Source organism: Sphingobacterium wenxiniae (genome assembly GCF_900116225.1).
Lineage (GTDB): Bacteria > Bacteroidota > Bacteroidia > Sphingobacteriales > Sphingobacteriaceae > Sphingobacterium > Sphingobacterium wenxiniae.
The window spans coordinates 424,482-446,086 of the sequence record NZ_FOZZ01000002.1 but is presented as its reverse complement, the minus strand read 5'-3'; the positions used below and the strand labels follow the sequence as shown (position 1 = coordinate 446,086).

At 41.9% G+C, this 21,605-nt stretch carries 23 protein-coding genes, 4 tRNA genes and 2 pseudogenes; 17 read left to right on the top strand and 12 right to left on the bottom strand.

Annotated elements, in window-relative coordinates; translation table 11 throughout:
* Positions 1 to 4: 4 nt before the first annotated feature.
* The 5 genes from BM375_RS04395 (at position 5) to BM375_RS04375 (ending at position 5,099) form a co-directional block, all read left to right on the top strand.
* Positions 5 to 712: a phosphoadenylyl-sulfate reductase gene (locus BM375_RS04395; RefSeq protein ID WP_398357012.1), complete on the top strand. Its 708-nt coding sequence runs from the start codon at positions 5 to 7 to the stop codon at positions 710 to 712.
* Positions 713 to 826: 114 nt separating this feature from the next.
* Complete coding sequence (gene cysD / locus BM375_RS04390; protein WP_093363938.1) at positions 827 to 1,717, top strand: sulfate adenylyltransferase subunit CysD; 891 nt, start codon at positions 827 to 829, stop codon at positions 1,715 to 1,717.
* Positions 1,718 to 1,804: 87 nt separating this feature from the next.
* Entirely contained in the window at positions 1,805 to 3,049 is a 1,245-nt protein-coding gene (locus BM375_RS04385; RefSeq protein ID WP_093363937.1) for a sulfate adenylyltransferase subunit 1, read from the top strand.
* Between the two features lie 386 nt (positions 3,050 to 3,435).
* Complete coding sequence (gene gdhA / locus BM375_RS04380) at positions 3,436 to 4,770, top strand: NADP-specific glutamate dehydrogenase (RefSeq protein WP_093363936.1); 1,335 nt, start codon at positions 3,436 to 3,438, stop codon at positions 4,768 to 4,770.
* Positions 4,771 to 4,853: 83 nt separating this feature from the next.
* Positions 4,854 to 5,099 carry a hypothetical protein gene (locus tag BM375_RS04375; protein WP_093363935.1) on the top strand — a complete coding sequence of 82 codons (246 nt, stop codon included), beginning with the start codon at positions 4,854 to 4,856 and terminating at the stop codon, positions 5,097 to 5,099.
* A gap of 188 nt (positions 5,100 to 5,287) precedes the next feature.
* Here the strand turns inward: BM375_RS04375 and BM375_RS04370 are convergent, their stop codons facing one another.
* Together BM375_RS04370 and BM375_RS04365 are read right to left on the bottom strand one after the other, a co-directional pair.
* Entirely contained in the window at positions 5,288 to 5,971 is a 684-nt protein-coding gene (locus tag BM375_RS04370; RefSeq protein WP_093363934.1) for an SIR2 family NAD-dependent protein deacylase, read from the bottom strand.
* A 184-nt stretch (positions 5,972 to 6,155) separates the two neighbouring features.
* Positions 6,156 to 6,464 (bottom strand): YgaP family membrane protein, encoded by a 309-nt coding sequence (locus BM375_RS04365; protein WP_093363933.1) that lies wholly within the window; start codon positions 6,462 to 6,464, stop codon positions 6,156 to 6,158.
* 101 nt (positions 6,465 to 6,565) lie between these two features.
* Here BM375_RS04365 and BM375_RS04360 point away from each other — a divergent pair, with 101 nt between their 5' ends.
* Positions 6,566 to 7,411 carry an ATP cone domain-containing protein gene (locus BM375_RS04360; protein WP_093363932.1) on the top strand — a complete coding sequence of 282 codons (846 nt, stop codon included), beginning with the start codon at positions 6,566 to 6,568 and terminating at the stop codon, positions 7,409 to 7,411.
* A gap of 339 nt (positions 7,412 to 7,750) precedes the next feature.
* Here the strand turns inward: BM375_RS04360 and BM375_RS04355 are convergent, their stop codons facing one another.
* From BM375_RS04355 to BM375_RS04345, 3 genes are read right to left on the bottom strand one after another with little or no spacing between them, the layout of a single operon-like run.
* Positions 7,751 to 8,356 carry a hypothetical protein gene (locus BM375_RS04355; protein WP_093363931.1) on the bottom strand — a complete coding sequence of 202 codons (606 nt, stop codon included), beginning with the start codon at positions 8,354 to 8,356 and terminating at the stop codon, positions 7,751 to 7,753.
* Positions 8,357 to 8,365: 9 nt separating this feature from the next.
* Positions 8,366 to 8,959 carry a DUF502 domain-containing protein gene (locus tag BM375_RS04350; RefSeq protein ID WP_093363930.1) on the bottom strand — a complete coding sequence of 198 codons (594 nt, stop codon included), beginning with the start codon at positions 8,957 to 8,959 and terminating at the stop codon, positions 8,366 to 8,368.
* 24 nt (positions 8,960 to 8,983) lie between these two features.
* Positions 8,984 to 11,416 carry a bifunctional UDP-N-acetylmuramoyl-tripeptide:D-alanyl-D-alanine ligase/alanine racemase gene (locus BM375_RS04345; RefSeq protein WP_093363929.1) on the bottom strand — a complete coding sequence of 811 codons (2,433 nt, stop codon included), beginning with the start codon at positions 11,414 to 11,416 and terminating at the stop codon, positions 8,984 to 8,986.
* Between the two features lie 73 nt (positions 11,417 to 11,489).
* On the opposite strand from BM375_RS04345, the gene BM375_RS04340 reads away from it, so the two are divergent.
* From BM375_RS04340 to BM375_RS04325, 4 genes are all read left to right on the top strand, one after another.
* Entirely contained in the window at positions 11,490 to 11,984 is a 495-nt protein-coding gene (locus BM375_RS04340) for a regulatory protein RecX (protein WP_093363928.1), read from the top strand.
* 62 nt (positions 11,985 to 12,046) lie between these two features.
* A tRNA-Gly gene (locus tag BM375_RS04335) sits at positions 12,047 to 12,119 on the top strand.
* A gap of 5 nt (positions 12,120 to 12,124) precedes the next feature.
* Positions 12,125 to 12,209 (top strand) — tRNA-Leu (locus BM375_RS04330).
* 114 nt (positions 12,210 to 12,323) lie between these two features.
* Positions 12,324 to 12,397, top strand: a tRNA-Pro gene (locus tag BM375_RS04325).
* A 135-nt stretch (positions 12,398 to 12,532) separates the two neighbouring features.
* Here the strand turns inward: BM375_RS04325 and rpsU are convergent.
* Together rpsU and BM375_RS04315 are read right to left on the bottom strand one after the other, a co-directional pair.
* On the bottom strand, positions 12,533 to 12,724 hold the full coding sequence (gene rpsU, locus BM375_RS04320) for a 30S ribosomal protein S21 (RefSeq protein ID WP_093363927.1): 192 nt from the start codon (positions 12,722 to 12,724) through the stop codon (positions 12,533 to 12,535).
* Between the two features lie 115 nt (positions 12,725 to 12,839).
* Positions 12,840 to 13,469, bottom strand: a complete 630-nt coding sequence (locus BM375_RS04315) for an HAD family hydrolase (RefSeq protein WP_093363926.1) — start codon at positions 13,467 to 13,469, stop codon at positions 12,840 to 12,842.
* 88 nt (positions 13,470 to 13,557) lie between these two features.
* On the opposite strand from BM375_RS04315, the gene BM375_RS04310 reads away from it, so the two are divergent.
* Positions 13,558 to 13,631, top strand: a tRNA-Ile gene (locus tag BM375_RS04310).
* Between the two features lie 188 nt (positions 13,632 to 13,819).
* Positions 13,820 to 15,121: a site-specific integrase gene (locus tag BM375_RS04305; RefSeq protein ID WP_093363925.1), complete on the top strand. Its 1,302-nt coding sequence runs from the start codon at positions 13,820 to 13,822 to the stop codon at positions 15,119 to 15,121.
* Positions 15,122 to 15,256: 135 nt separating this feature from the next.
* Here the strand turns inward: BM375_RS04305 and BM375_RS04300 are convergent, their stop codons facing one another.
* Entirely contained in the window at positions 15,257 to 15,463 is a 207-nt protein-coding gene (locus BM375_RS04300; RefSeq protein WP_093363924.1) for a hypothetical protein, read from the bottom strand.
* Positions 15,464 to 15,495: 32 nt separating this feature from the next.
* On the opposite strand from BM375_RS04300, the gene BM375_RS04295 reads away from it, so the two are divergent.
* From BM375_RS04295 to BM375_RS04280, 4 genes are all read left to right on the top strand, one after another.
* Positions 15,496 to 15,678, top strand: a complete 183-nt coding sequence (locus BM375_RS04295; protein ID WP_093363923.1) for a hypothetical protein — start codon at positions 15,496 to 15,498, stop codon at positions 15,676 to 15,678.
* Between the two features lie 134 nt (positions 15,679 to 15,812).
* Complete coding sequence (locus BM375_RS04290; RefSeq protein WP_093363922.1) at positions 15,813 to 16,070, top strand: hypothetical protein; 258 nt, start codon at positions 15,813 to 15,815, stop codon at positions 16,068 to 16,070.
* 595 nt (positions 16,071 to 16,665) lie between these two features.
* Complete coding sequence (locus BM375_RS04285) at positions 16,666 to 17,463, top strand: helix-turn-helix domain-containing protein (RefSeq protein WP_093363921.1); 798 nt, start codon at positions 16,666 to 16,668, stop codon at positions 17,461 to 17,463.
* Between the two features lie 62 nt (positions 17,464 to 17,525).
* A complete protein-coding gene (locus BM375_RS04280) occupies positions 17,526 to 18,350 on the top strand; it encodes a hypothetical protein (protein ID WP_093363920.1) in 825 nt (274 codons plus the stop codon).
* A gap of 125 nt (positions 18,351 to 18,475) precedes the next feature.
* Here BM375_RS04280 and BM375_RS17450 read toward each other — a convergent pair whose 3' ends face one another.
* The 3 genes from BM375_RS17450 to BM375_RS17435 all read right to left on the bottom strand — a co-directional run bounded on the left by BM375_RS17450 (position 18,476) and on the right by BM375_RS17435 (position 20,148).
* The gene (locus tag BM375_RS17450) at positions 18,476 to 18,724 is read right to left on the bottom strand and encodes a TonB-dependent receptor (RefSeq protein ID WP_093363919.1); all 249 of its coding nucleotides are present in this window, start codon (positions 18,722 to 18,724) and stop codon (positions 18,476 to 18,478) included.
* Positions 18,702 to 19,274 (bottom strand): hypothetical protein, encoded by a 573-nt coding sequence (locus tag BM375_RS17445; RefSeq protein ID WP_093363918.1) that lies wholly within the window; start codon positions 19,272 to 19,274, stop codon positions 18,702 to 18,704. Before BM375_RS17445 ends, BM375_RS17450 begins: the two co-directional genes overlap by 23 nt.
* A 514-nt stretch (positions 19,275 to 19,788) precedes the next feature.
* The gene (locus BM375_RS17435) at positions 19,789 to 20,148 is read right to left on the bottom strand and encodes a hypothetical protein (RefSeq protein ID WP_093363916.1); all 360 of its coding nucleotides are present in this window, start codon (positions 20,146 to 20,148) and stop codon (positions 19,789 to 19,791) included.
* Here BM375_RS17435 and BM375_RS17680 point away from each other — a divergent pair.
* Positions 20,140 to 20,259, top strand: a pseudogene (locus BM375_RS17680) (conjugative transposon protein TraK); the annotation flags it as partial. The gene BM375_RS17435 and the pseudogene BM375_RS17680 sit on opposite strands and share 9 nt — an antisense overlap.
* A 159-nt stretch (positions 20,260 to 20,418) precedes the next feature.
* On the opposite strand, the pseudogene BM375_RS04250 reads toward BM375_RS17680, so the two are convergent.
* A pseudogene (locus BM375_RS04250) lies at positions 20,419 to 21,579 on the bottom strand (site-specific integrase); the annotation flags it as partial.
* Positions 21,580 to 21,605 lie beyond the last annotated feature (26 nt).

Genomic DNA, 21,605 nt, shown 5'->3' with positions numbered 1-21,605 from the left:
ATTTTTGGAAATTACGACAATACATAAAATTCAGAAAGAAGTTGAAGGACTGGATGCTATTGATGTCATTCGTTATATCGAGCAACAGTTTGGCGAGCAGGCGGTATTTTCTACTTCGTTCGGTATCGAAGATCAGGTTCTGACACATTTCATTGCGGAGAGTGGTAGTCAAGCAAAGATTTTTACGCTGGAAACCGGACGGCTTTTCCCGGAAACTTACTATGTCTGGAACCGTACATTGGAAAAATATAAACTGTCAATCAAAGCTTACTACCCGGATACCGTAGCCGTTGAAAAAATGGTAACGGAAAAGGGGCCTTCAAGCTTTTATGAGTCTGTTGAAAACCGTAAAGAATGCTGTTATATCCGCAAGATAGAACCTTTACACCGCGCAATTCAAGGGTTTAAGGTTTGGATTACTGGCATTCGTGCAGAACAGTCTGCAAATCGGGAGGACATGCACATGGTGGAATGGGATGAAGTCAATCAGATCATCAAGATTCACCCTATCTTTCACTGGAGTCTAACAGAAGTAGACAATTTTCTGCGAAAGAACTTTGTGCCTTATAACCCTTTGCATGATAAAGGCTTTCCGAGTATCGGTTGCCAACCATGCACAAGAGCTGTACAAGCCGGGGATGATTTTCGTGCCGGTCGTTGGTGGTGGGAAGATAAGAGCAAAAAAGAGTGTGGGTTGCATATCACAAAATAGAGAGCAACATGTCTATCCTTCGACGAATGTCAGGCTGAGCCTGTCGAAGCCTCAGGATGACAAAGAAACTAATGCACAACGCGTAAATTAACAATAAAATAAGAAGAGATAAAAATGGATTATTTGGATCATTTAGAAGCGGAAGCCATATATATTTTAAGGGAGGTTGCCGGGCAGTTTGAGAATCCCGCTTTGCTTTTCTCTGGAGGGAAGGATTCAATTACTTTAGTACACTTAGCTAAAAAAGCTTTTCGTCCGGGAAAGTTTCCTTTTCCATTGGTGCACATCGACACGGGCCATAATTTTCCGGAAACTATTGAGTTCCGTGATTGGCTGGTTGAACAGACAGGGGAGCGATTGATTGTAGGTTTGGTGCAGGATAGTATAGATGAAGGAAAAGCTGTGGAGCAGAAGGGAAAGAATGCCAGTAGAAATGCCTTGCAGACCGTTACACTGTTAGATACGATTGAGAAATACGGTTTTGATGCTTGTATTGGAGGAGCACGACGGGATGAGGAAAAAGCACGTGCAAAAGAACGTATTTTCTCCGTTCGTGATGAGTTTGGGCAGTGGGATCCGAAACGTCAGCGTCCGGAACTTTGGAATATTCTCAATGGGAAGATACATAAAGGCGAAAATGTACGTGTTTTCCCAATCTCTAATTGGACAGAGCTTGATGTGTGGAATTATATCAAACGTGAGAAAATAGCGCTTCCATCCATTTATTTTAGCCACGAACGTGAAGTTGTTTGGAGAAACGGACAGTGGATGGCCGCAGCTCCGTGCCTTCAAATAGATGAGGAAGATGTTGTTGAACATAAGTCTGTTCGTTTCAGAACAGTAGGGGATATGACTTGTACAGCTGCTGTAGATTCTGTAGCAACCGAGTTGGATGATATTATCACTGAAATTAAAGCATCCACGGTTAGCGAAAGAGGGGCACGGATGGATGACAAGGTATCTGAAGCAGCAATGGAAGAGCGGAAAAAGCAGGGATATTTTTAATCCTCCCCCAACCCCTCCAAAGGAGGGGAGCACAACAGATTCCCCCTTTGGGGGTTAGGGGGACTTAAAACTCAATACTAATAAACAATGAACATACTCAAATTTATAACAGCAGGTTCGGTTGATGACGGTAAAAGTACATTGATCGGACGATTGCTATACGATACAAACTCTATTCTGGATGACCAATTGGAAGCCATCAAGAAAGCCAATCGGAAAAATAACGATGGTACGGTGGATTTGGCTATCCTTACTGACGGACTTAAAGCGGAAAGAGAGCAAGGGATTACCATTGATGTAGCCTACAAATATTTTCAAACTGAAAAACGTAAATTCATCATTGCCGATGCACCTGGACATATACAATACACCCGAAATATGGTTACAGGTGCATCTAATTCCGATCTTATCATCATTTTGGTTGATGCGCGCAAAGGTGTAATTGAGCAAACGAAGAGACATTCGTTTTTAGCTAAATTATTATCTCTCAAGAAAGTACTCGTCTGTATCAATAAGATGGACATGGTGGATTATGATCAGGCAGTCTTTGAAAGTATCAAGCAAGATTATCTAAAGCTTGCTGAAAGGTTGGAAATCAAAGAATTGGATTTTATTCCCGTTTCGGCTTTGAAAGGTGACAATATTGTTCACAAATCGGATAGATTGACTTGGTATGATGGGGCTTCATTGCTTGATTATCTGGAAAATGTAGATTTGGAAGAGCGTAAAAACCAGCCTTGGCGCTTTCCTGTACAGTGGATCGTTCGTCCACAAACAGATGATTTACACGACTATAGGGGATATGCCGGAAGAGTGTTAGGAGAGGGGCTTAAGTTGGGTGAGGAGGTTATTGTGTTGCCAAGCGGAACCCGAAGTGCCATTAAAGCTATAGAAATTAATCAGGAACAATTAGTGCAAGCCGAAAATGGACAATCTGTTATCATACATTTGGCTGATGATATTGACATATCCCGTGGCGATATTATCGTTAGCGCAGCACAACCAGCTCTGACTGAACGGAATTTTGAGGCCAATATCTGTTGGTTTGATAACAAAGTCCTGGATACTACACAAGTTTATTTATTGCAAAATCATACTGCACTGACAAAAATTAAAATTGCTGATATTCTGCATAAATACGATGTCAATACACAAGAGCAATTATTTGGTGAAGAAATCAAACTTAATGATATTGGCAAAGTCGCTGTAAAAGCCGCGCAGGATGTTGTATTTGATTTGCATAAGGATTTCCCTGAAAATTCGCAAGCAATTATTATTGACCCACGTACGAATTTGACTGTAGGTGCATTGATGATTGAAAGTATAGCATAATAGATTTATAATTTTTTTAAACCAATAGTCACCGTAAAGAAAGATGCTCTACGGTGACTTTTTTTATTTAAGTATATGGTGAAGTATTAGATGGAAGGATTTGTTTTTATTATTATTTAACATAATATAAATTATAACACACTTTGTAATAATGAAAAAAGGCGATTTAAACGAAGAAATAAGGTGTTTGCTGGAAAAATATCATGTTCTATTTAACATAAGTTTTTTAGAACCTGTGTACTACTACACTGTTGGTTACCCTAAAGGAATTTTTGAATAGCAGAGCTTTGAACACAATAAAAAATCAATTAACCATTTTTAAAATCTCATATTTTTTGATAAATTCGTAAAATTTAATATCATAAAACTAAAAAATATCAAGTAAAATGTCTTTAAACTTCAAAAATTTCATTAAATATGTTGAGGAGCGAAATCCCAATGAACCCGAGTTTTTACAAGCCGTTGCAGAGGTTACTGAAGACTTGATTCCATATATTAATGAAAGGCATCCCACATGGAAAGATTTGAAGATTTTGGAACGTATTGTTGAACCTGAACGTGTTATCAGTTTTCGTGTTAGCTGGTTGAATGATAAAAATGAAGTCCAAGTCAACAGAGGATATCGTGTGCAGATGAACAGTGCTATTGGTCCATATAAAGGCGGTTTGCGCTTCTCTCCCACTGTAAATCTCAGTATTTTGAAGTTTCTTGCTTTTGAACAGGTGTTCAAAAATAGCTTGACTGGTATTCCTTTGGGCGGTGGCAAAGGTGGTTCAGATTTCGATCCAAAAGGCAAATCGGATATGGAGATTATGCGTTTTTGTCAGAGTTTCATGAGCGAACTTTATCGCCATATTGGTGCAGAAACTGACGTTCCTGCTGGAGATATTGGTGTTGGTGAGCGTGAGGTTGGTTACATGTTCGGGCAATATAAAAAGCTCCAAAATAACTTTACGGGTGTGTTGACTGGTAAAGGTAAAAACTGGGGTGGTTCTTTTATACGCCCCGAAGCAACTGGTTACGGTTTGTTGTACTTTGTGCAATGTATTTTAGAGAGCCTTGATGAGGAAATCGCAGGCAAGATTGTTACCGTGTCAGGCGCTGGGAATGTGGCGTACTACGCTACTGAAAAAGCTATCCACCTCGGAGCTAAAGTGATCACTCTGTCCAATAGTACAGGTACAATCTATGATCCGGATGGTTTCACACCGGAGAAATTAACATTTATAAGGTCGATTGGTCGGGATTTGAATAAATATCCAAAAAAATATCCTGCAGCTTCTTTCCACCCGGACAAAAAACCTTGGCATTTCAAATGTGATATTGCGCTTCCTTGCGCAACACAGAATGAGCTTAACGAGGACGATGCGAAGGAATTAGTTAAGAACGGCTGTAAATATGTCGGTGAAGGCGCAAATATGCCATCCACAATGGGGGCTGTCCAGGTGTTCCATAAAGCGAAGATTTTCTTCGCTCCTGGCAAGGCCGCCAATGCCGGAGGTGTTGCTGTATCGGGGCTTGAGATGTCTCAAAACTGGATTGGACAGCAATGGACCTCTGAGAAAGTGGACGGTCGTTTGAAAGGAATTATGGAGAATATCCACAAGACTTGTGTAAAATATGGTAAAGAAGAAGACGGGTATGTAAACTATCTGAAAGGTGCTAACATAGGTGGTTTTATTAAAGTTGCCACATCAATGAAAGCGCAGGGATTAGTTTAATTCTATTTTTACTTGTAGCTTTGAGAGCCCGTTCGAAGAAGAGAACGGGCTCTTATTGTTTAAAATTTTTTATATAATTATATATGCGTATTGTTGCTGAACTTCCCCATCCTGATTGTAAGATTTCTATTTTCTCCATGAATCAGAAGTTCATTATCAAGTTTGAACAAGGCTCGCTCGAGCAATCTTATAAAATATCTGAAGCTGATATAATTGGTGGGGTAAATGGTGTATTTGAACTGCTTGATCAGCAATTTATACAGGAAGTTGTCCAGCAGTTTTCCACTATGCGAAATTCCTTTAAAGAGGCTTATTCTAGATATGAATAATTGCTTTATTTAAAGGTTGATAATTACTTATAATCAAATTGTTATATTTTAATAAATGTTGTAAACAAAATTTTATTTTGCCTTCATTTTAGCTTAAAAGCTCTTATTTATATATTACTATAACCTATCTCTTTAATTAAACTTTTCAATAGGCTGATTTTTAGGCTATAAAATAAGTTAGCAAAATTTTATTTTGTTAAAAAAGAACCCAATATTTGTATTCCTTCCGTAGCTGTTGCGTTTATTCGATTAACTTTCGCTGGCACATCCATTTGGTCGGCATTCGGGTCAATTAAATAAACCGTACAAGTGTTATTCACTTCATGAAGAAGGTTGGCGGCCGGATAAACTTGCAATGAAGTGCCGATTACGACAAAGATGTCCGCTTCCGCTGTAATTTGGGTGGCACGCTCTAAATTAGGAACAGCTTCTCCGAACCACACAACGTGGGGTCTTAGCTGTGATCCCCACTCACATACATCCCCAATCTCAATGTTCTCTTCACTCATTCGGTATACGAACTTTGGATTTAGGGAAGATTGTGCTTTTCGGATTTCACCATGCAAGTGCAATACATTGGAACTACCTGCACGTTCATGTAAATCGTCAATATTCTGTGTGATAATCTGCACATCGTACTGCCTTTCCAAATCTGCTAATGTCAGATGGGCTGCATTCGGCTGTGCAGCGATGCACTGCTTCCTTCGTATATTGTAGAATTCTAACACCTGTTTTGGATTTGCCTTCCATCCTTCTGGAGTGGCAACTTCTTCGACGCGATATCCTTCCCATAGGCCATCAGTCCCACGGAATGTTTTTAATCCACTCTCAGCAGATATACCTGCTCCGGTAAAAATGATAAGTTTTTTCATCTTCTCTATGCTGTATATAAATGCTTGATAAAATTGGTCATGCTGCCAGTTTGTCAAGGCTGTTCAAAGCTCGACAAATAAACAACCTTTTAAGTGCTTAACATTAAAAATACAACTAAAAATAGAAAATAGGAAAGGAATAAAATAAAAATCGGGTTAAGTTTGATTCACTTAACCCGATTTCTTATTTGTTGACAAAATAACGCCGTTCAATCATGGCTACTTCTCCACTTTCGTGTGGTTCTTCAAGTTCTCTCATCGAACCTTTCAATGGACATTTTCCAGTTATGGCTCGACCAATGAGCAACCCACCTAGGGTGATCCCTCCTATAGCCGTATATGGTCTCTTGAATAATTTCTTGGCACTATAAAATAGTATAAAGCCACCTGATATCAATGAAAGTATTCTTTCAGAATCATCAATCTCGCCCATGGTACAGCTATGATCTATTTTGTCTTTTATCGTATCTAGTGTTGAATCTAATAAACTCATAACTCTTGTTTTTTAATTATTAAACAGCTCCTAGCATAAAATGTTTTGGAATTTTCATTAAAAATTCGGATTTTTTGTAACGAATAGATTTTAACAACAATATGAAAGTCACAAAATATTCTGGTGAGGTTGTTCCGTTTGATGCCAACAGCCTGCGCCACTCTCTTACTCGCTCCGGAGCGACAGATGAAGAAGTAGATAAAGTATATGAAGATATCAAAACCCATCTCTATGATGGGATTACCACACGAGAGCTATACGAATGGGCTTATGCTGCATTGAAGAAACAGCGGAATTCCTATGCTGCGCGTTATTCGCTCAAAAAAGCATTACGTGACCTTGGTCCTGAGGGATTTTATTTTGAGAAGTGGATAAGCCGTCTTTTTGCAGCTGATGGTTTTGAGACTATCACTGGTCAAACTGTTCAGGGACATGCCGTAACCCATGAAATCGACGTAGTTGCAGTTAAAGAAGATGTGATGTATGCAATTGAGTGTAAATTCAGAAACGATGTGGACGCAAAGATTTCGGTCACGACACCCATGTATTTCATGTCGAGGCTGAAAGATATATCTGATATATCCTATGATTTTTTTGAAGGAAAAAGGAATTTTACAGGAGGTTGTTTGGTTACCAATGCCTACTTGACCACTGATTCCATTAGTTTTGGAGAGTATTACCGCCTCAATATGCTTTCATGGAATTATCCTGTGAAGAATAGTCTTAAATTACAGGTAGATAATAATGGATTATACCCTATAACCTGCTTAAGCACATTAAAACAGAAGGAAAAAACCGATTTGTTAAAGTTGCAGTGTATTTTGGTGCAAGATCTGGTGAACCATCCCTCCTTCCTGGATCATATTGACATCGAACAGCATAAAAAGAAGCATGTAGTATTGGAAGCAACAGAGCTTATTAATAGCCCTTTATATGTAGATCGATAAAATTAGTTAACATTAACAGTATTTAACATAAATTTAAAGATGTATTCATTTGTTTTATTTGCTTTTAAACTAAAAAGTGATTAGATTACACCACTTGAAGATTTAAAACAGTATAATTATGAGAAAAGCGGGATTAGTTATTTTATTGACTTATTTAGTGAGTTTAGCACATGCCAGCCAACATATAGCAACAATAACATCGGACACTTCACCAATATCAGCAATAGCCATTGCAGTGATATTGATAATTATAGTCGTTATTGTTTTGCTTCGAAGGCAGAAACGCAGATTCAATGAATAAAATTGAAAAGGAGCTGCTCAGAAACAGCTCCTTTTTTATTACCATTTGATGAGGAGAATAGCTTTAAATGTATTGCTATTGCTATTGAAAAGCAAGGTAAATCTATCTGAAAAAACTTCTAGCAAGCGTTGTTTATAACGATCTATGGCCATAGTGCCCTCCTGTGATGCAATATGATGGTTTACACGATTGCTGATTTCCATGCTTAATAATTGTTCAAAAGCTTTGACCTTAATCTTCACAGGATATTTTTCCATCGAATTATAGCCCCATTGCAATGCATTGGCGATTAAAGGAAGTAAAATCAGCGGTGGAATTTTCTTTGCTGATACTAGTTCGTCCAGTTCCTCATAGCGAATAAAAACCGGCTCTGTCGAACTCTGCTCCCAAAGACGGAGATAGTCCTTGAGCAAGCTTAATTCTTCGGTATAGTCTATCGAATGATCTTTCCTCAGGCTTGCTAGATGAAAGAAAAAATTCATGTAATCGCTTGTCAGTTCATTTTTCCTTGGACTTTCCCGTATTTTTTGAATTAGCGCTATGTCCACCCGTGTCTGCTCAAAGCATAATTCTGCCTCCAGACCGATTTTTGCCAAATCTACTTCAATCTTTGACCCAAATATTTTATCTAAAAATGAAGACATACCTTACGATTAATCTATCCCGCTCACTCCGCCCGACACGACAAGCTTCATGGCATCAGTCGCACTCATGTTCAATTTTTGAACATGAGACGCATTTACTACCACGACTTGTCCTGCAAAGGAATAAGAATACGGGAAATACACGATTACTTCATCCTGTAAACCTATTTTCTGCAAATCCCGTTGTGTAAGAAACCCTATTTTTTTTAGTCCAGTTTCATTTACCAAAACAAGCACGGGTTCATTGAACTTCTTCGCATCACCGACAAAAGCCTCTGTGAAATCTTTGATGGAAGAATATAGGGTGTTGAATAAAGGAATCCTATTGATTGTCCGATGGAACCAAGCGCGTATAGGGTCTGTGACCATAGTGGTGAAAACGATGCCTACGGCAATCAATAAAAGCAACACAGTAAGGATGCCGATCCCAGGCACATATAGTGGTTTTCCATGTTCGTCTTCCAAGAAAAACGAGGTTAAGTTAAGCGCATTGTCTAAAGATGCCACAATCCATACAATGAGGAAAATAGCTCCGGCAAGTGGTACAACAACCAATGAACCTTGGATTAGATAAAACAGCAGTCGCTGAAAAAAAACTTTCATTCTTAATATTGTGGGGTTTTAAAATTATTCGTAAAAATACACTCTTTTTACCCGAGATGAAATATTAACCAATAATTCATAAGGTATTGTTCCGATGGATTCTGCTGCTTCGGATAGATTGGGGAATACAAGAACTTCGTCTTCCTCGTTTACATTCCCGCCTGTTACGTCTAACATGCACATATCCATACAAATATTGCCAACGGTAGGTACGAGATGACCGTTAATCAGCATTTTTCCTGTGCCGTTGCCGAAACGACGATCGTAACCATCTGCATAACCAATTTTCACTGTGGCAATTCGACTATCCCGGTATAACAGTCCCTTTCTGTCATACCCCACAGTCTCCCCTTTTTTAAGAGATTTAATCTGTGTCACCGTAGTCTTTAATTGGCTAACGGTATCCAATTGCAAAGAACTATGCTCTGCATTGACGCCGTACAATCCTATACCTAATCGTACCATATCCAGGTAAGCTTGTGGCCAGCGCGTAATCGCCGAAGTGTTGGCAATATGCTTGATGAGTGTATACCCTAATTTATTTTCCAGATCTTTTGCTAGATCAATGTACAATGCAATTTGTTTCTGTGTAAAATTATCTTGCAATTGTTCTCCTGATGCTACTAAATGCGAAAAGACAGATTTCACCTGCACTACCTGTGTCGCCAACAATGTTTCTTGTAAATGGGGTATTTCCTCTGGAAGAAACCCCAAACGATGCATGCCGGTATCAATTTTTATGTGTATCGGATAATTCTTGATTCCCCTTCGTTCCAAAAAGGAAAGGAAAGCGTGAAGGATACGGAAACTATATATTTCGGGTTCGAGCTTATGGTTCACTAATTGAGAGAAGACCTGCTCATCTGGACTCAGAACCATAATAGGTAAATCTATACCATGTTGTCTCAATTCAATGCCTTCATCGGCAAAAGCTACCGTCAAATAATCTACTTTGTTAAACTGCAGCAGATTCGCGATCTCGAAACTACCACTGCCGTAAGAAAAGGCTTTCACCATTGCCATCATTTTTACGTTGTTGGGCAATAGCGAACGATATTTCTGTAGATTGCCTTCAATCGCCTTTAAGTTGATTTCCAAGACTGTTTCATGCGACTTAGCGACCAATAAATTGCTGATCTGCTCTAATTGATACGTTCTGCTCCCCTTTATCAATATGGATTCATTCCTGAAATCAATTTTCTCCATGTGTTCGATAAGGCTTTCGGTCGTGCGATACCAATAGATTGGTGTCGAAAGTTTGCCCTGAAGATAGCGAAGCCCTTCTCCCACTAATATCATACGAAAGAGCTGCTGATTTTCCATCACACGCAAAAGTTTTGAACGCAAACGTTCGTCCATCCCTTCCATATCTGAAAGGACAATAGTCTTTTGGCTGTGCTGTTTTTGCTGATTTAGGAAGTCCAAAGCTATCTGTAAGGAGGCCAGATCATTGGAATAGGTGTCGTCAATGATAGAACAGTTATTGATTCCCTTTTTCAGTTGCAGGCGCATTTCTACCTGTTTAAGTTTAGATAAAAGAGGAACAACGGTATCCAGCGTGTAGCCTAGAAACAACATTACAGTCAAGCATATCAACATGTTTTCAATAGAAGCCTTATCCCGAAAAGGGATCTGAAATGTTGTGATTTCACCATTATAGCATACTTGGATACAGGTTTGTAGCTTGTCGGTTTCCTCAATCTTCAATACTTGTACTTGGTCAGTTTTCCGCTCTCCTACGGAAAAAAGAGTTTTAGAAGATGGGAAATAAGGTGCCAAATCATATTTAGAGGGAAAAATAATCGCCTCTGCGGAGTTAAAGAGTTTTGCCTTTTCCTTGATTTTTTGTTCTTTGGAGCTAAAGCCGCTGGCATGCGCTATGCCAATGTTTGTAAAAATACCTATCTGCGGTTGTATCATATCCGCTAAGGCCTCCATTTCGTCAGGTTCACTTATTCCAGCCTCAATAATCGCACAGTCATATTCTTCGGAAAGGTTCCATAAACCCAAGGCTACTCCAATCTGGGAATTGTAGCTTTTAGGACTTTGATAGACCTTTTTGTCATGCTGTAATAACTGGCTTAACCACTCTTTAATAACTGTCTTTCCATTACTGCCCGTGATACCAATAACCGGTTTGTGGAATTGTTCGCGATGATATTTTGCTAACTGTTGCAAAGCGGCTAAAGTATCCTTCACCCAGAGAAACTGGGCGCCTACATAAAATTCCGTATCAACCGAACGTTCGGAAACGACAAAGTTCCGAATACCTCTATCATAAGCGTCTGCAATAAAGTCATGCCCATTGCGAACTTTCTTGAGCGCGAAAAATAAGCTATGTTTTGCATCAACCACCTTTCGACTGTCATATACTAAATACTGTATTGGCTGTTCTGGGTTTTGCCATACGGTTTCGGTTGCTTTGATGATTTCGCTAATGGCTAATATACTGTACATGCGCTTGAAAAAAATATGTAAGCGAATTTCATCATTTTTTCCTTAAGTTCATCATTTTTCGAACATTTGTACCATGGAAGAGAATAAGGTTCAGAAAAAGAAGTTGACACCACAGCAAGCCCAACTGAAAGCTGAAAGCTATTGTGCTTACCAAGAACGTGCGCAGCAAGAGGTTCGAAACAAGCTTTATGACTGGGGACTACATCAGGCAGATGTAGAAAATATAATATCTGAGCTTATTACGGGTAATTTTCTTAACGAGGAACGATTCGCCAAGGCTTATGCGCAAGGTAAATTTCGAATGAAAGGTTGGGGTAAAATCAAAATTAAACAGGGACTTAAATTCAAGCAAGTTTCCGACCCACTTATTAAATTGGCGCTAAGCAGCATAAATCCCGAAGAATACTACGAGAAACTTACCGAAGTGTTGGAACGAAAAAATCAACAGCTTCAAGAAAATGATCCTTTTAAACGTAGGCATAAGCTGATACAGTACGCTTTTGGGAGAGGTTTTGAACAAAGTTTAATATGGGAGATATTGGCTGACAAGTCATTAGCAGAAGATTGATTTTTTTCTTTAATATTTTTCTTGAAATAACGATTTCTCTATATATATTTGCACCACGTTAAGCGAAAGTAGCTCAGTTGGTAGAGCACAACCTTGCCAAGGTTGGGGTCGCGAGTTCGAATCTCGTCTTTCGCTCAGTTGCTCGGATGGTGGAACTGGTAGACACGCAGGACTTAAAATCCTGTTCCCGTTAAAGGAGTGCGGGTTCGATTCCCGCTCCGAGTACAAAAGAAAGGTTACAAATTAAAAATTTGTAACCTTTCTTATTATTAACCTAATGATTGTGTGTTCATGTTGAAAAAAACAAGAATTATTGATATAATTGTCATACATATTATCCGGGTTGTAGCGTAGCCAGGTATCGCGCCAGCATGGGGTGCTGGAGGTCGTGGGTTCGAATCCCGCCAACCCGACTAAGAAGCTCGACGAAAGTTGGGCTTTTTTTCATTTTGCAAATCCTTTAAAAGAAAGGAGAAGCAACCTAATAAAATAAAAGAAGGACACTAAATCTATAGTGTCCTTCTCTTGTTATCTTTAATTAACAAAAATTAAACTGTTTCTTGGTTTAAAGATTGTTTGTAGATCGCTTTCTTGACCTGGGTACGACGAGTTACTGATTTCTTCTCGTATGCTTGACGGGAACGTAGTTCACGTAATACACCAGTTTTTTCAAATTTCTTTTTGAAACGTTTCAACGCTCTGTCTAAAGATTCTCCTTCTTTTACATTTACGATAATCATGCTGCTAATATACCTCCTTTCGTGCCCTTTTAATTTTTTGTGTGTGCAAAGATAGTTTAAAAAAATAGAAAGCGAAAGATAAAAAATAAAAAAATACTATTACTTCTACTCTATTTTATAAATTCAAATCTGTTACGATCTTTTCCAGTGGACGTTCTTTGGTACACAATTCAGTCTGGAAGCCCATAGCTTTGGCAGTTTCCAAATGCTGAGGACTATCATCCACGAACAAAGTCTCTTCCGGAATAACCCCTTGTTCATCTATTACTTGTTGGAAAATTCTCGGATCAGGTTTGCGTAATCTCATTAGGTGAGAATAATAGGTCTTCTCAAAGAAGACCGTGTTATCAGCAATACCGTATTTATCTTGTAAGTGCTGCATACAATAAGCATAATGAATCTCGTTGTTATTGCTTAGTAAAAACATTCGATATTTTGTTTTCAGATACAGCAACACATCATGTTTGCCTTGTGGGACACCAATCAACAAAGCATTCCAAGCATTATCGATTTGCTCATCGGTCAAACTCTCCACTCCTGCTCTTTCACGGATTCCATCACGAAATGCTCGTGCATTTATTTCTCCCCTGTCAAAAGCATCAAATAAGGGATCTTGTGTACGATGACCAAAAAAATCATCTACGTTTTTGATACCCAACGACATAAATGCCTCCCGTACTCGAACAAAGTCAATCATAAAAATTACATTGCCGTAATCGAGGATAATATTTTTAATTTTTTGCATAGAAAATTTTGTTTTCTCACCACAAATATCGATAATTGCATCGTCAAAACGGAACGACAGAGACGTTTTTGATAGGTTTTATTAACCTGCGCCTATAGCTCAGTCGGTTAGAGTAGAAGACTCATAATCTTTTGGTCCCTGGTTCGAGCCCAGGTGGGCGCACAAATCGAAAAAGTCGTTTTCTCGCAAGGAAAAACGGCTTTTTTCGTTTCTTAGGGTACTTTAGGAGCATTTGCTCTACGCTATTTCGGACACCTCGAAACGGTGTGATTTGCATAGATTTTTGTTGAACTTCACGTAAAAGTGTTACAAATGTGTTACAGCTTTTACGTGCCAATTTCGAGAGAACTATGGCAACAGTTAGTGCAAAGGTGTTCGAGCATCACAAAAAAGCCGATGGCACCTACAATGTGAAAATTTGTGTACAACACAAAAGATTAAGAAAGTATCTTGACACAACTCATTTCGTAGTCAGGAAACAGTTAACCAAAGACTTTAAAGTCAAAGACCCATTTATCGCCGATAAGGTCGAACAACAACTACGGGATTATCGAAAGATCATCAGCGAACTCGACGATCGACTGGATTATTTCACCGCTGAATCCCTACGCGATTACCTACGGGACAAAGATGAAGATGTCGATTTTATCAAGTTTTGCGATCAGCATATCGAACGTCTAAAAAAAGAAAAGCGAACAGGAACGGCCAACAATCACCGGAAAATCCGTAACAGTCTGGTCGATTATTTCAACCGTTCGTCCGTTTCCATCAAAGAGATAAATTCCAATATGTTGATGGCTTATGAGCGCTATCTGCGGTCAGAAAGGACAATGACACGGATCAACCAATTAGGACATGAGGTAACCACGAAAGAAAAAGGATTGTCTGATAGCGGTCTACATAACCAAATGCGTGACCTGCGAACATTATTCAATGCTGCAAGGGATCATTATAATAATGAAGACCTTGGCATTTACCGCATCAAGCATTATCCGTTCAAGAAATATAAAGTTGGCTCCCCACCCCTAACAAAAAAAAGAAACAATACACTTGAACAGGTATTGACTATTCGGGATTGTGTCACGAAACCCGGAAGCCGTGCGGAATTGGCAAAGGAGCTTTATATGCTTTCGTTCTACTTATGCGGAATAAACGCAGTAGACCTTTACCAACTGACAGAACGTGAAATTAGAAATGGTCGTGTGGACTATAATCGGTCTAAAACAGAGGATAAGCGCAAAGACAACGCATTTATCAGTATCAAGATCGTTGATGAAGCAAAACCTTTATTGGAAAAATATTTAAGTCAATTATCGGTTCGATATTCAAGTAGTGACTGTTTGAATTGGGCGTTGTGTAAAGGCATGGAGCAATTACGCAAATTGATAGGGATACCCGAACTTACTTTGTATTGGGCGAGACACACATTTGCAAATACAGCAAGGAATGATTGCCGTATGTCCAAAGACGATGTGGCTCTTGCGCTCAATCATGTTGACGAGGGCAATCGTACAACAGATATTTACATCGCCAAAGATTGGAAAATTGTGGATGACGTACAACGGAAAGTCATTGCGCAGCTAAGAAAAATTGAAATTAAGGTGATGAAGAAGATACAAGCGCAAAAGAATACAGATAAGTTTGCTGCATAAGTAATTAATTCGTTGCATGGGAATACTAACCCATGCAACTTAATATAGGTATAAAATCGCAAATTTTGCTGACATGAAACTCAGTGTTTGCTCTCGGTTCAAAAGATACAGGCGCAAGAGCAGCAATATCCTCGTTCAGCAGGCTACTATTTCAGCATAACACATCATGTAGGGACATGGAATAAAGAAGGGATAAAGTAAAATTTTAATGATAACTATGCGGTCATCTTTCCGATTGGATTTAACCTGATGAAAAGTGAAATATTCGGATTCAACCTTGAGCTTTCGTCCGCCATCCGCTCGGACAGCACCAGCACCAAAGTCACTTCTGTGCTTTTTCATCCCGGAGCAGTGTTTAAGTTTAAACAAGGCTTTTGGGGGCCGCACGGCTGGCCTTTGAGACCAATGGACGTTTCGATTTTACTCTGGTGTTCAATAAAGTGATCGCAAAAAGGCGGGCGTATAATTATTGGGTAGCTGCTCCTTTTCCTGCACACTTCGGCAATAACCAACCTGCTCCTATAGGAACAGGCTCGCAGTTCGGTATAGGCTTTTAAAATTATTTGATATTGGCATCGTATCAGATGCAACCCGGTAGTCAGCGTGCCAAAGGAAGAACGCTGACACTACCAACAAAACAAGTTGTGTGGAAACGACTACAACAATTTGTCCGTAGGCTTTTTATCGTCTGTTGCCCGAGGAGTATGGTAAGCCTTCTTCCGGACAATCCAATGCGGCAGTGGCAGATCCGGATGTATTGTGTTCATCCCTGTACCGATATTTCAGATACAACCATGCAGATTTATTTTATGTGCTGCCCTATGAGCCGATATATGCCCGGGTGGTAGAGAGCATGTGTGCTGACGGTTGGATCATAGAGCTGCATTGTGGCGCAAGCGGGGAACTGTTCTATGCCATTCCATCTAAGATCAAAAGCAAAATACCATAACCCCATTATTAAATTCATTAATAAGGAACCATTATAAAACAATCAAGAAACTATCGCCTATGGCAGACTGATACAAAATGAAGATTATAGATTAAAAAACAACCCGCTTTTTTACAAAAGTATGTATTTTTTTATACTTCTAAATCCTTTAAACTGGAGATAGAATTAAGGCCTTCGGCAAATCCTTTTGGGGTTTGAATTTGAGGCTTTCAGTCTCTGAGCACGAACCCTAAAAGGAGTGATGTGACAGTTCAATTTACACTACCGTTAAATCATACATTATTTGGTATTTTACTATATTTGTTACATACAATAAAGGGTCTTTATTTTTGACTTACTAACACATGTCTACATCTAATATATCATCGGAGTACTTTCCTCTTTTTAAACTGAAGGACGAAGGTGCTTTTAATTATTTCTATCAATTACATTTTTTCGGACTAGTGTCGTTTGCATTTAATATTACTAAAAAATGAAGATGATGCCAAAGAAATAGTTCAGGATTCATTTTTATAACTTACCGCTATCAGAATTCACGAAGCCCCTGTTGCGCGACTGCCATATTGTTCCGATATTTGCTCTTTTACATGACTGCATGCAATATTATCCCGTACCTGACAGTTTATCTCCATTGATCGAGTCCATCTGGTCGTTCGAGAGCCCGGAGCAGCTCCCCAAGCGCGAGCAGGCCTTGGTGATCCCGACCGGTAAATGCGTACTGCTGTGGAACTATCAAGGTACTTACGAGCATGTCGTGGACGACACGGTGTTCCATCATCCGCTGTACGACCTGCATCTGGTGGGCCCTCATAACAAAAATATTGCGCTCCGCGGTTCTGCCCCGGTCAGCTCCATCGGCATCACCTTCAGGCCCTATGGCTATTATGCCATCGCAGGTGCTGCCATGCCCACATTAGTCAACGGGGTAGCGTCCATCTCTCGCCTGAAGCAGGACGGCAGCATGGTACTGGACTCCTGCACTGGTATGCCTGCGGACAGTATCGGTCCGCTGCTGCAGCTGCTGGACGAGCGGATACAGTTTGCAGCTGATGGGCGCGTCATCAGCGCAGTGGATGCCATCGACCAGCATCAGGGTAATATCCGCATCCGGGAGGTCTTTGAAAATATTCCCGGCTCGCAGCGGCATCTCAATAAGCTGTTCAAGGAGCAGGTCGGCCTGACACCGAAAGAATATGCTTCCATCGTGCGCCTCCAGGCGATGTACAACCTCTATATCCGTGATCAGCAAAGGGAAAACAAAGACCATCTGTATGATCTTTACTATGACGAATCCCACTTCCTGCAAGACTTCCGCAAGGTATTCGCACAGCGGCCACGGCAGTTTATGCGCGCCCCCAACCAGCTGGGGAATGCCTTCAACAAAAAACGATAGGTCTACTTTTTCCTATTTTGCAATCCCGGGGTGCTGTTACTTTGCAGAAAAAACACACAAACATGTTATTAAAACACGTAACAGATACCGCCAGCGCCTTGCTGGCTTTCAAAGCGGCCGCAGGCTCCATTCCCTTTGCGGAGGAGGTAGCCGCCCATTTCGGCATCGAAAGCCCTGCCGCTCCACAACAGGATTTTGGTTTCTGGGCCAGCGTGCTGCACTTCGAAATGCGGTACCGCTCCCTGGATTATTTTCTGGAAAAGACCGCAGCACCTACCGTACTCGAGCTCTCCACAGGCTTCTCGTTGCGCGGTTTGGACTACGCCCGCAAGCACCCCGACGCCAGCTACATCGACACGGACCTGCCGGCCATCATCAGCCAGAAGAGTGAAATGCTGCGTACCATGCAGCAGGCCGTCCCGCAAAACCTGCAATTACAGCCGCTCGACGTGCTGCACGCCGAAAGCTATCCGGAGAGCAGCAGCGAACTCGCTATCATCAATGAGGGGCTGCTGCTGTACTTCGACGACACTACCAAAAAACAGATCCTGCAGCATATCCGCAGGCTGCTCGAGCGGCAGGGCGGCACCTGGACCACCGCCGATATTTATATCCGGCATGAGACCCAGGTCGTGGGCAGCGACAGAGACGGACGATGGAACGATTTCTTCCGGAAAAACAATGTGCACGCCAACTACTTCGAGTCTTTCGACCAGGCCGGGCAGTTCTTTTACGATGAGGGCTTCCGGGTGCTCGAAAAGTACCCGCCCGAATTTGACAAGTACAGCAGCCTGCCCAAGCTACTGGCGGCGGCCACGGGCGAACAGCTGGAGCTGCTCAAAAGCCGGGGCAAAGTCCAGGAGACCTGGCAGCTGGGACTGAGGTAAGTCCCCCGCCCCAATGGCTGACCAGCAGCCTTTAAATACAGCGGCCTACCTTCCGGAAATATACCCGGAGGTAGGCCGCTCTGCTTACTGCCCTGATGCTCGCGCAACACCAATGCGCATCTAGCCTACAGGCCGATCTGGATCCCCAGTTTCACAACGCGCTGGTTCTGGTAGGCGTCGCCAGCACTGTTGGCCGTCACCTCCGGATCCTGCTGGTACAGCGAATAGTTGGTCCAGGTCAGCAGGTTATACCCGCTGAGGTACAGACGTGCATTGTTGATTTTAAACGGCAGCCTCCTGTTGGGCAGCCGATAGCCCAGCTCCACGGTTTTGAGCTGCAGATAAGTGGCATCAATCAGCCAGAAATCCGACATATAGGTCGAGGGGCTGTTGATGGTCGTGGGGTTGGTGGTCAGCCGCGGTCTCCGGTGTCCACCGCTGCAGATGGATCGGCTGAAACTGACTATGGAACGGCTCGATACCACTGCCTCTGATGCTGAAGCTGTAATCTGTGGTGCCCTGCAGCAGCACGTTGAAGCTAAAGCTCTTGTAGCTGCCGCCCAGGGTCAGGCCGAAACTCGTATTCGGAATATCGGGTCTGCCGATGACCGTCCGGTCGTAGTCATCGATGATACCATCGCCGTTCAGATCCTTATAGCGGAGGTCGCCCGGCTGCACCTGATAACCACCCGAAGGCTTGGGGCTGTCGGCAATATTCTCTTCAGTATAAAAGCCGTCATACAGGTAGCCCAGAGGCTGGTTGATCTGCTGCCCCGTCAGGCGCAGCCAGGGAAATGCCGGTGCGGGTTCATCCTGAAAGAGGATCTTATTCTTGAAGTAAGTCAGCATCCCCTTGATATTGTAATTAAACGCCCCGATATTGTTGTTGACGTTCAGCTCCAGCTCCAGCCCCCTGTAGCGCACACGCGCAATATTGGTCGGGGATACCCCACCCCGATATGCTGGAACAGCGACTGGGAGGTCACCAGCTAATCATAGCGGATATTGTTGAAGTAATCCAGGGTCAACGAGAACTTATTTTTCCAGAGGTTGATATCGAGCCCCAGATCAAAAGACTTTTGCTTTTCCCAGGTCACGTTATCATTTCCCAGATCCCATTCGGTGATAATCAGCGAAGGCTGGTGTGTCTCGCCAAAAGAATAGCTGCCCCCTGGTTGTATACCTGCTGATAGAGGTAGCGGTCAGCAATCACCTTGTCGGAACCCACGATGTCGTACGAGGCCCGCAGCTTGAACAGCTCCACAAAGTCGAAGGCATCCTTAAAGAATGTTTCTTTGGACAGGTTGTATCCGGCCGACACGGCCGGAAACAGCCCATAGCACTATGCCCCCCGAAAACGGTCCGAACCATTGTAGGCCGCAGTGGCATCCAGCAAAAACATCTTTTTGTAACTGTAGCCCGCCCTGAAGGTGTTGCCCTAAAAATTCAGCGGGATCCAGTTGGTCTTCTGATCGCCCTTGGTCTTGTACGACTCACGGTTGTACAGCAGTAGTCCCGTCACGCTGTGGTCGCCGAATGAACGCGCATAGTTAAAATTAGCCTGCACGTTCACACGGTTGTTGTAATCGCCCTGATAGGCACGCAGCGTATAATTTCCCAGTACATAGGGCGCCCCGCCCTTTAACAGATAACCGTTGGTCGAGGGGTCGTAGCGGTACACCGGGATTTCGTCCCGGGCCTGCTCGCGGCCATTGGACTCGACGCTCGCATAGGATACGCGTGTCGAGAAAGACAGTCCCTGCAGCCAGCTATTGAGCTCCTGCGTACTGCCAAACAATTCATTATCCGCTCAAGCAACGTAACGAGGCGAAACCTAGTAACCTCTTGCTGTCTCGTGAACTCCGTCCGTTCGGACAACAACCCGCAGGGATTTAACATCGAAAAATTTATATTCAAACTCCTGTTCATCAACAATAACTTTGATGTTAGTAACTGTTTCTTCCTGCGTAGCAGCCTCCGCTTGCATGGCAACAAATGCGTTTTCCATAGCTGCAAATTTTGGAGAAACCAAATCCATATCCTTGCTGATTTTTTGGCTGGTGATTTTAGCGTAAATCTGTGTGGTGGTAATATGCTTGTGTCCCATCATTTTGCTAAGGCTTTCAAGAGGCACACCCTCGGTTAAGAACATCGTAGCGAAAGTATGACGGGCTGTGTGGAACGATATTTTTTGTTCGGTAACAATACCTGCTTCCTTCGTGAGTTTTCTTACGTGGACATTACAGGTTGAATTGGATGGAACGGGAAATATCAAATCATTACGGGTAACACCCCTGTACTTTTCGATGATACGTTTAGGGATTTCCATAAGCCGGACGTTGGAAGCAACGTCTGATTTTTTCCTCCGGCTAATAATCCATTGATGCCCGTCAAAAAAGGACTGAATGTTGCTCCATTTCAGCTTTTTAATATCAATGTAGGAAAGCCCTGTAAAGCAACTGAAAATAAAGAGGTCTTTAACAAGTTCATACCTGCTTTTGGACGGCTTTAAAAGCATGAGCGTTTCTACATCCTTTTTTAAGAGATAACTACGGTCGGTTTCCTCCATGCTGATTTCGTAATCCTCAAAAGGATTATCCCGTATCAACTTGCATTTGACCGCCAATTTAGCCAGTGCGATAACGGGCATCGTATAAACCCAAACCGTATTATGGGTGCATTCCTTGTCAATCCTCAAAAAGAAGTCAAACTCACGGATAAAGTCAGACTTCAATTCCCTGAAAGCCATATCCTCCCGATGGTAGCGTAGTTTGATGAACTCTGCAAGGTGTTCGTAAACTTTCTTATACTTGGCGTAGGTGCTTGCTGACCTTTCGCCTTTCGCTACCATTTTTTCAAAATCCTTGTTCTCTTGCTTGAAGACCTTTAGGATAGCATCATCCATGACCCCGACACCGAGAAACGTCAGCTTCACTTTATCGGCGGTGGCAAAGCCCTCATCTTTCATCATGTCCTCATAAATCTTATCAATACGTGTCCGTATTTTATCCAGCTTGCCATTCAGGGTTACAGCCTGATTGCTCCTGCCTAACGCACGTCCATACTTCAAATCCCAATTGTCAGGGTGTATTTCCAGCTTGGTGCTGAATGATGCGGGGGGTCCATCAATGGTGATGCGCCCCATAATTGCGACTGCGCCGTTCTTTTTCGGTTCGTTTTTCTTTAGATAGAAAAGCAGCTTAAACGTTGACCTTTTCGCTTGTTCCATAACTCAATTGTTTAATGTTTAAAATT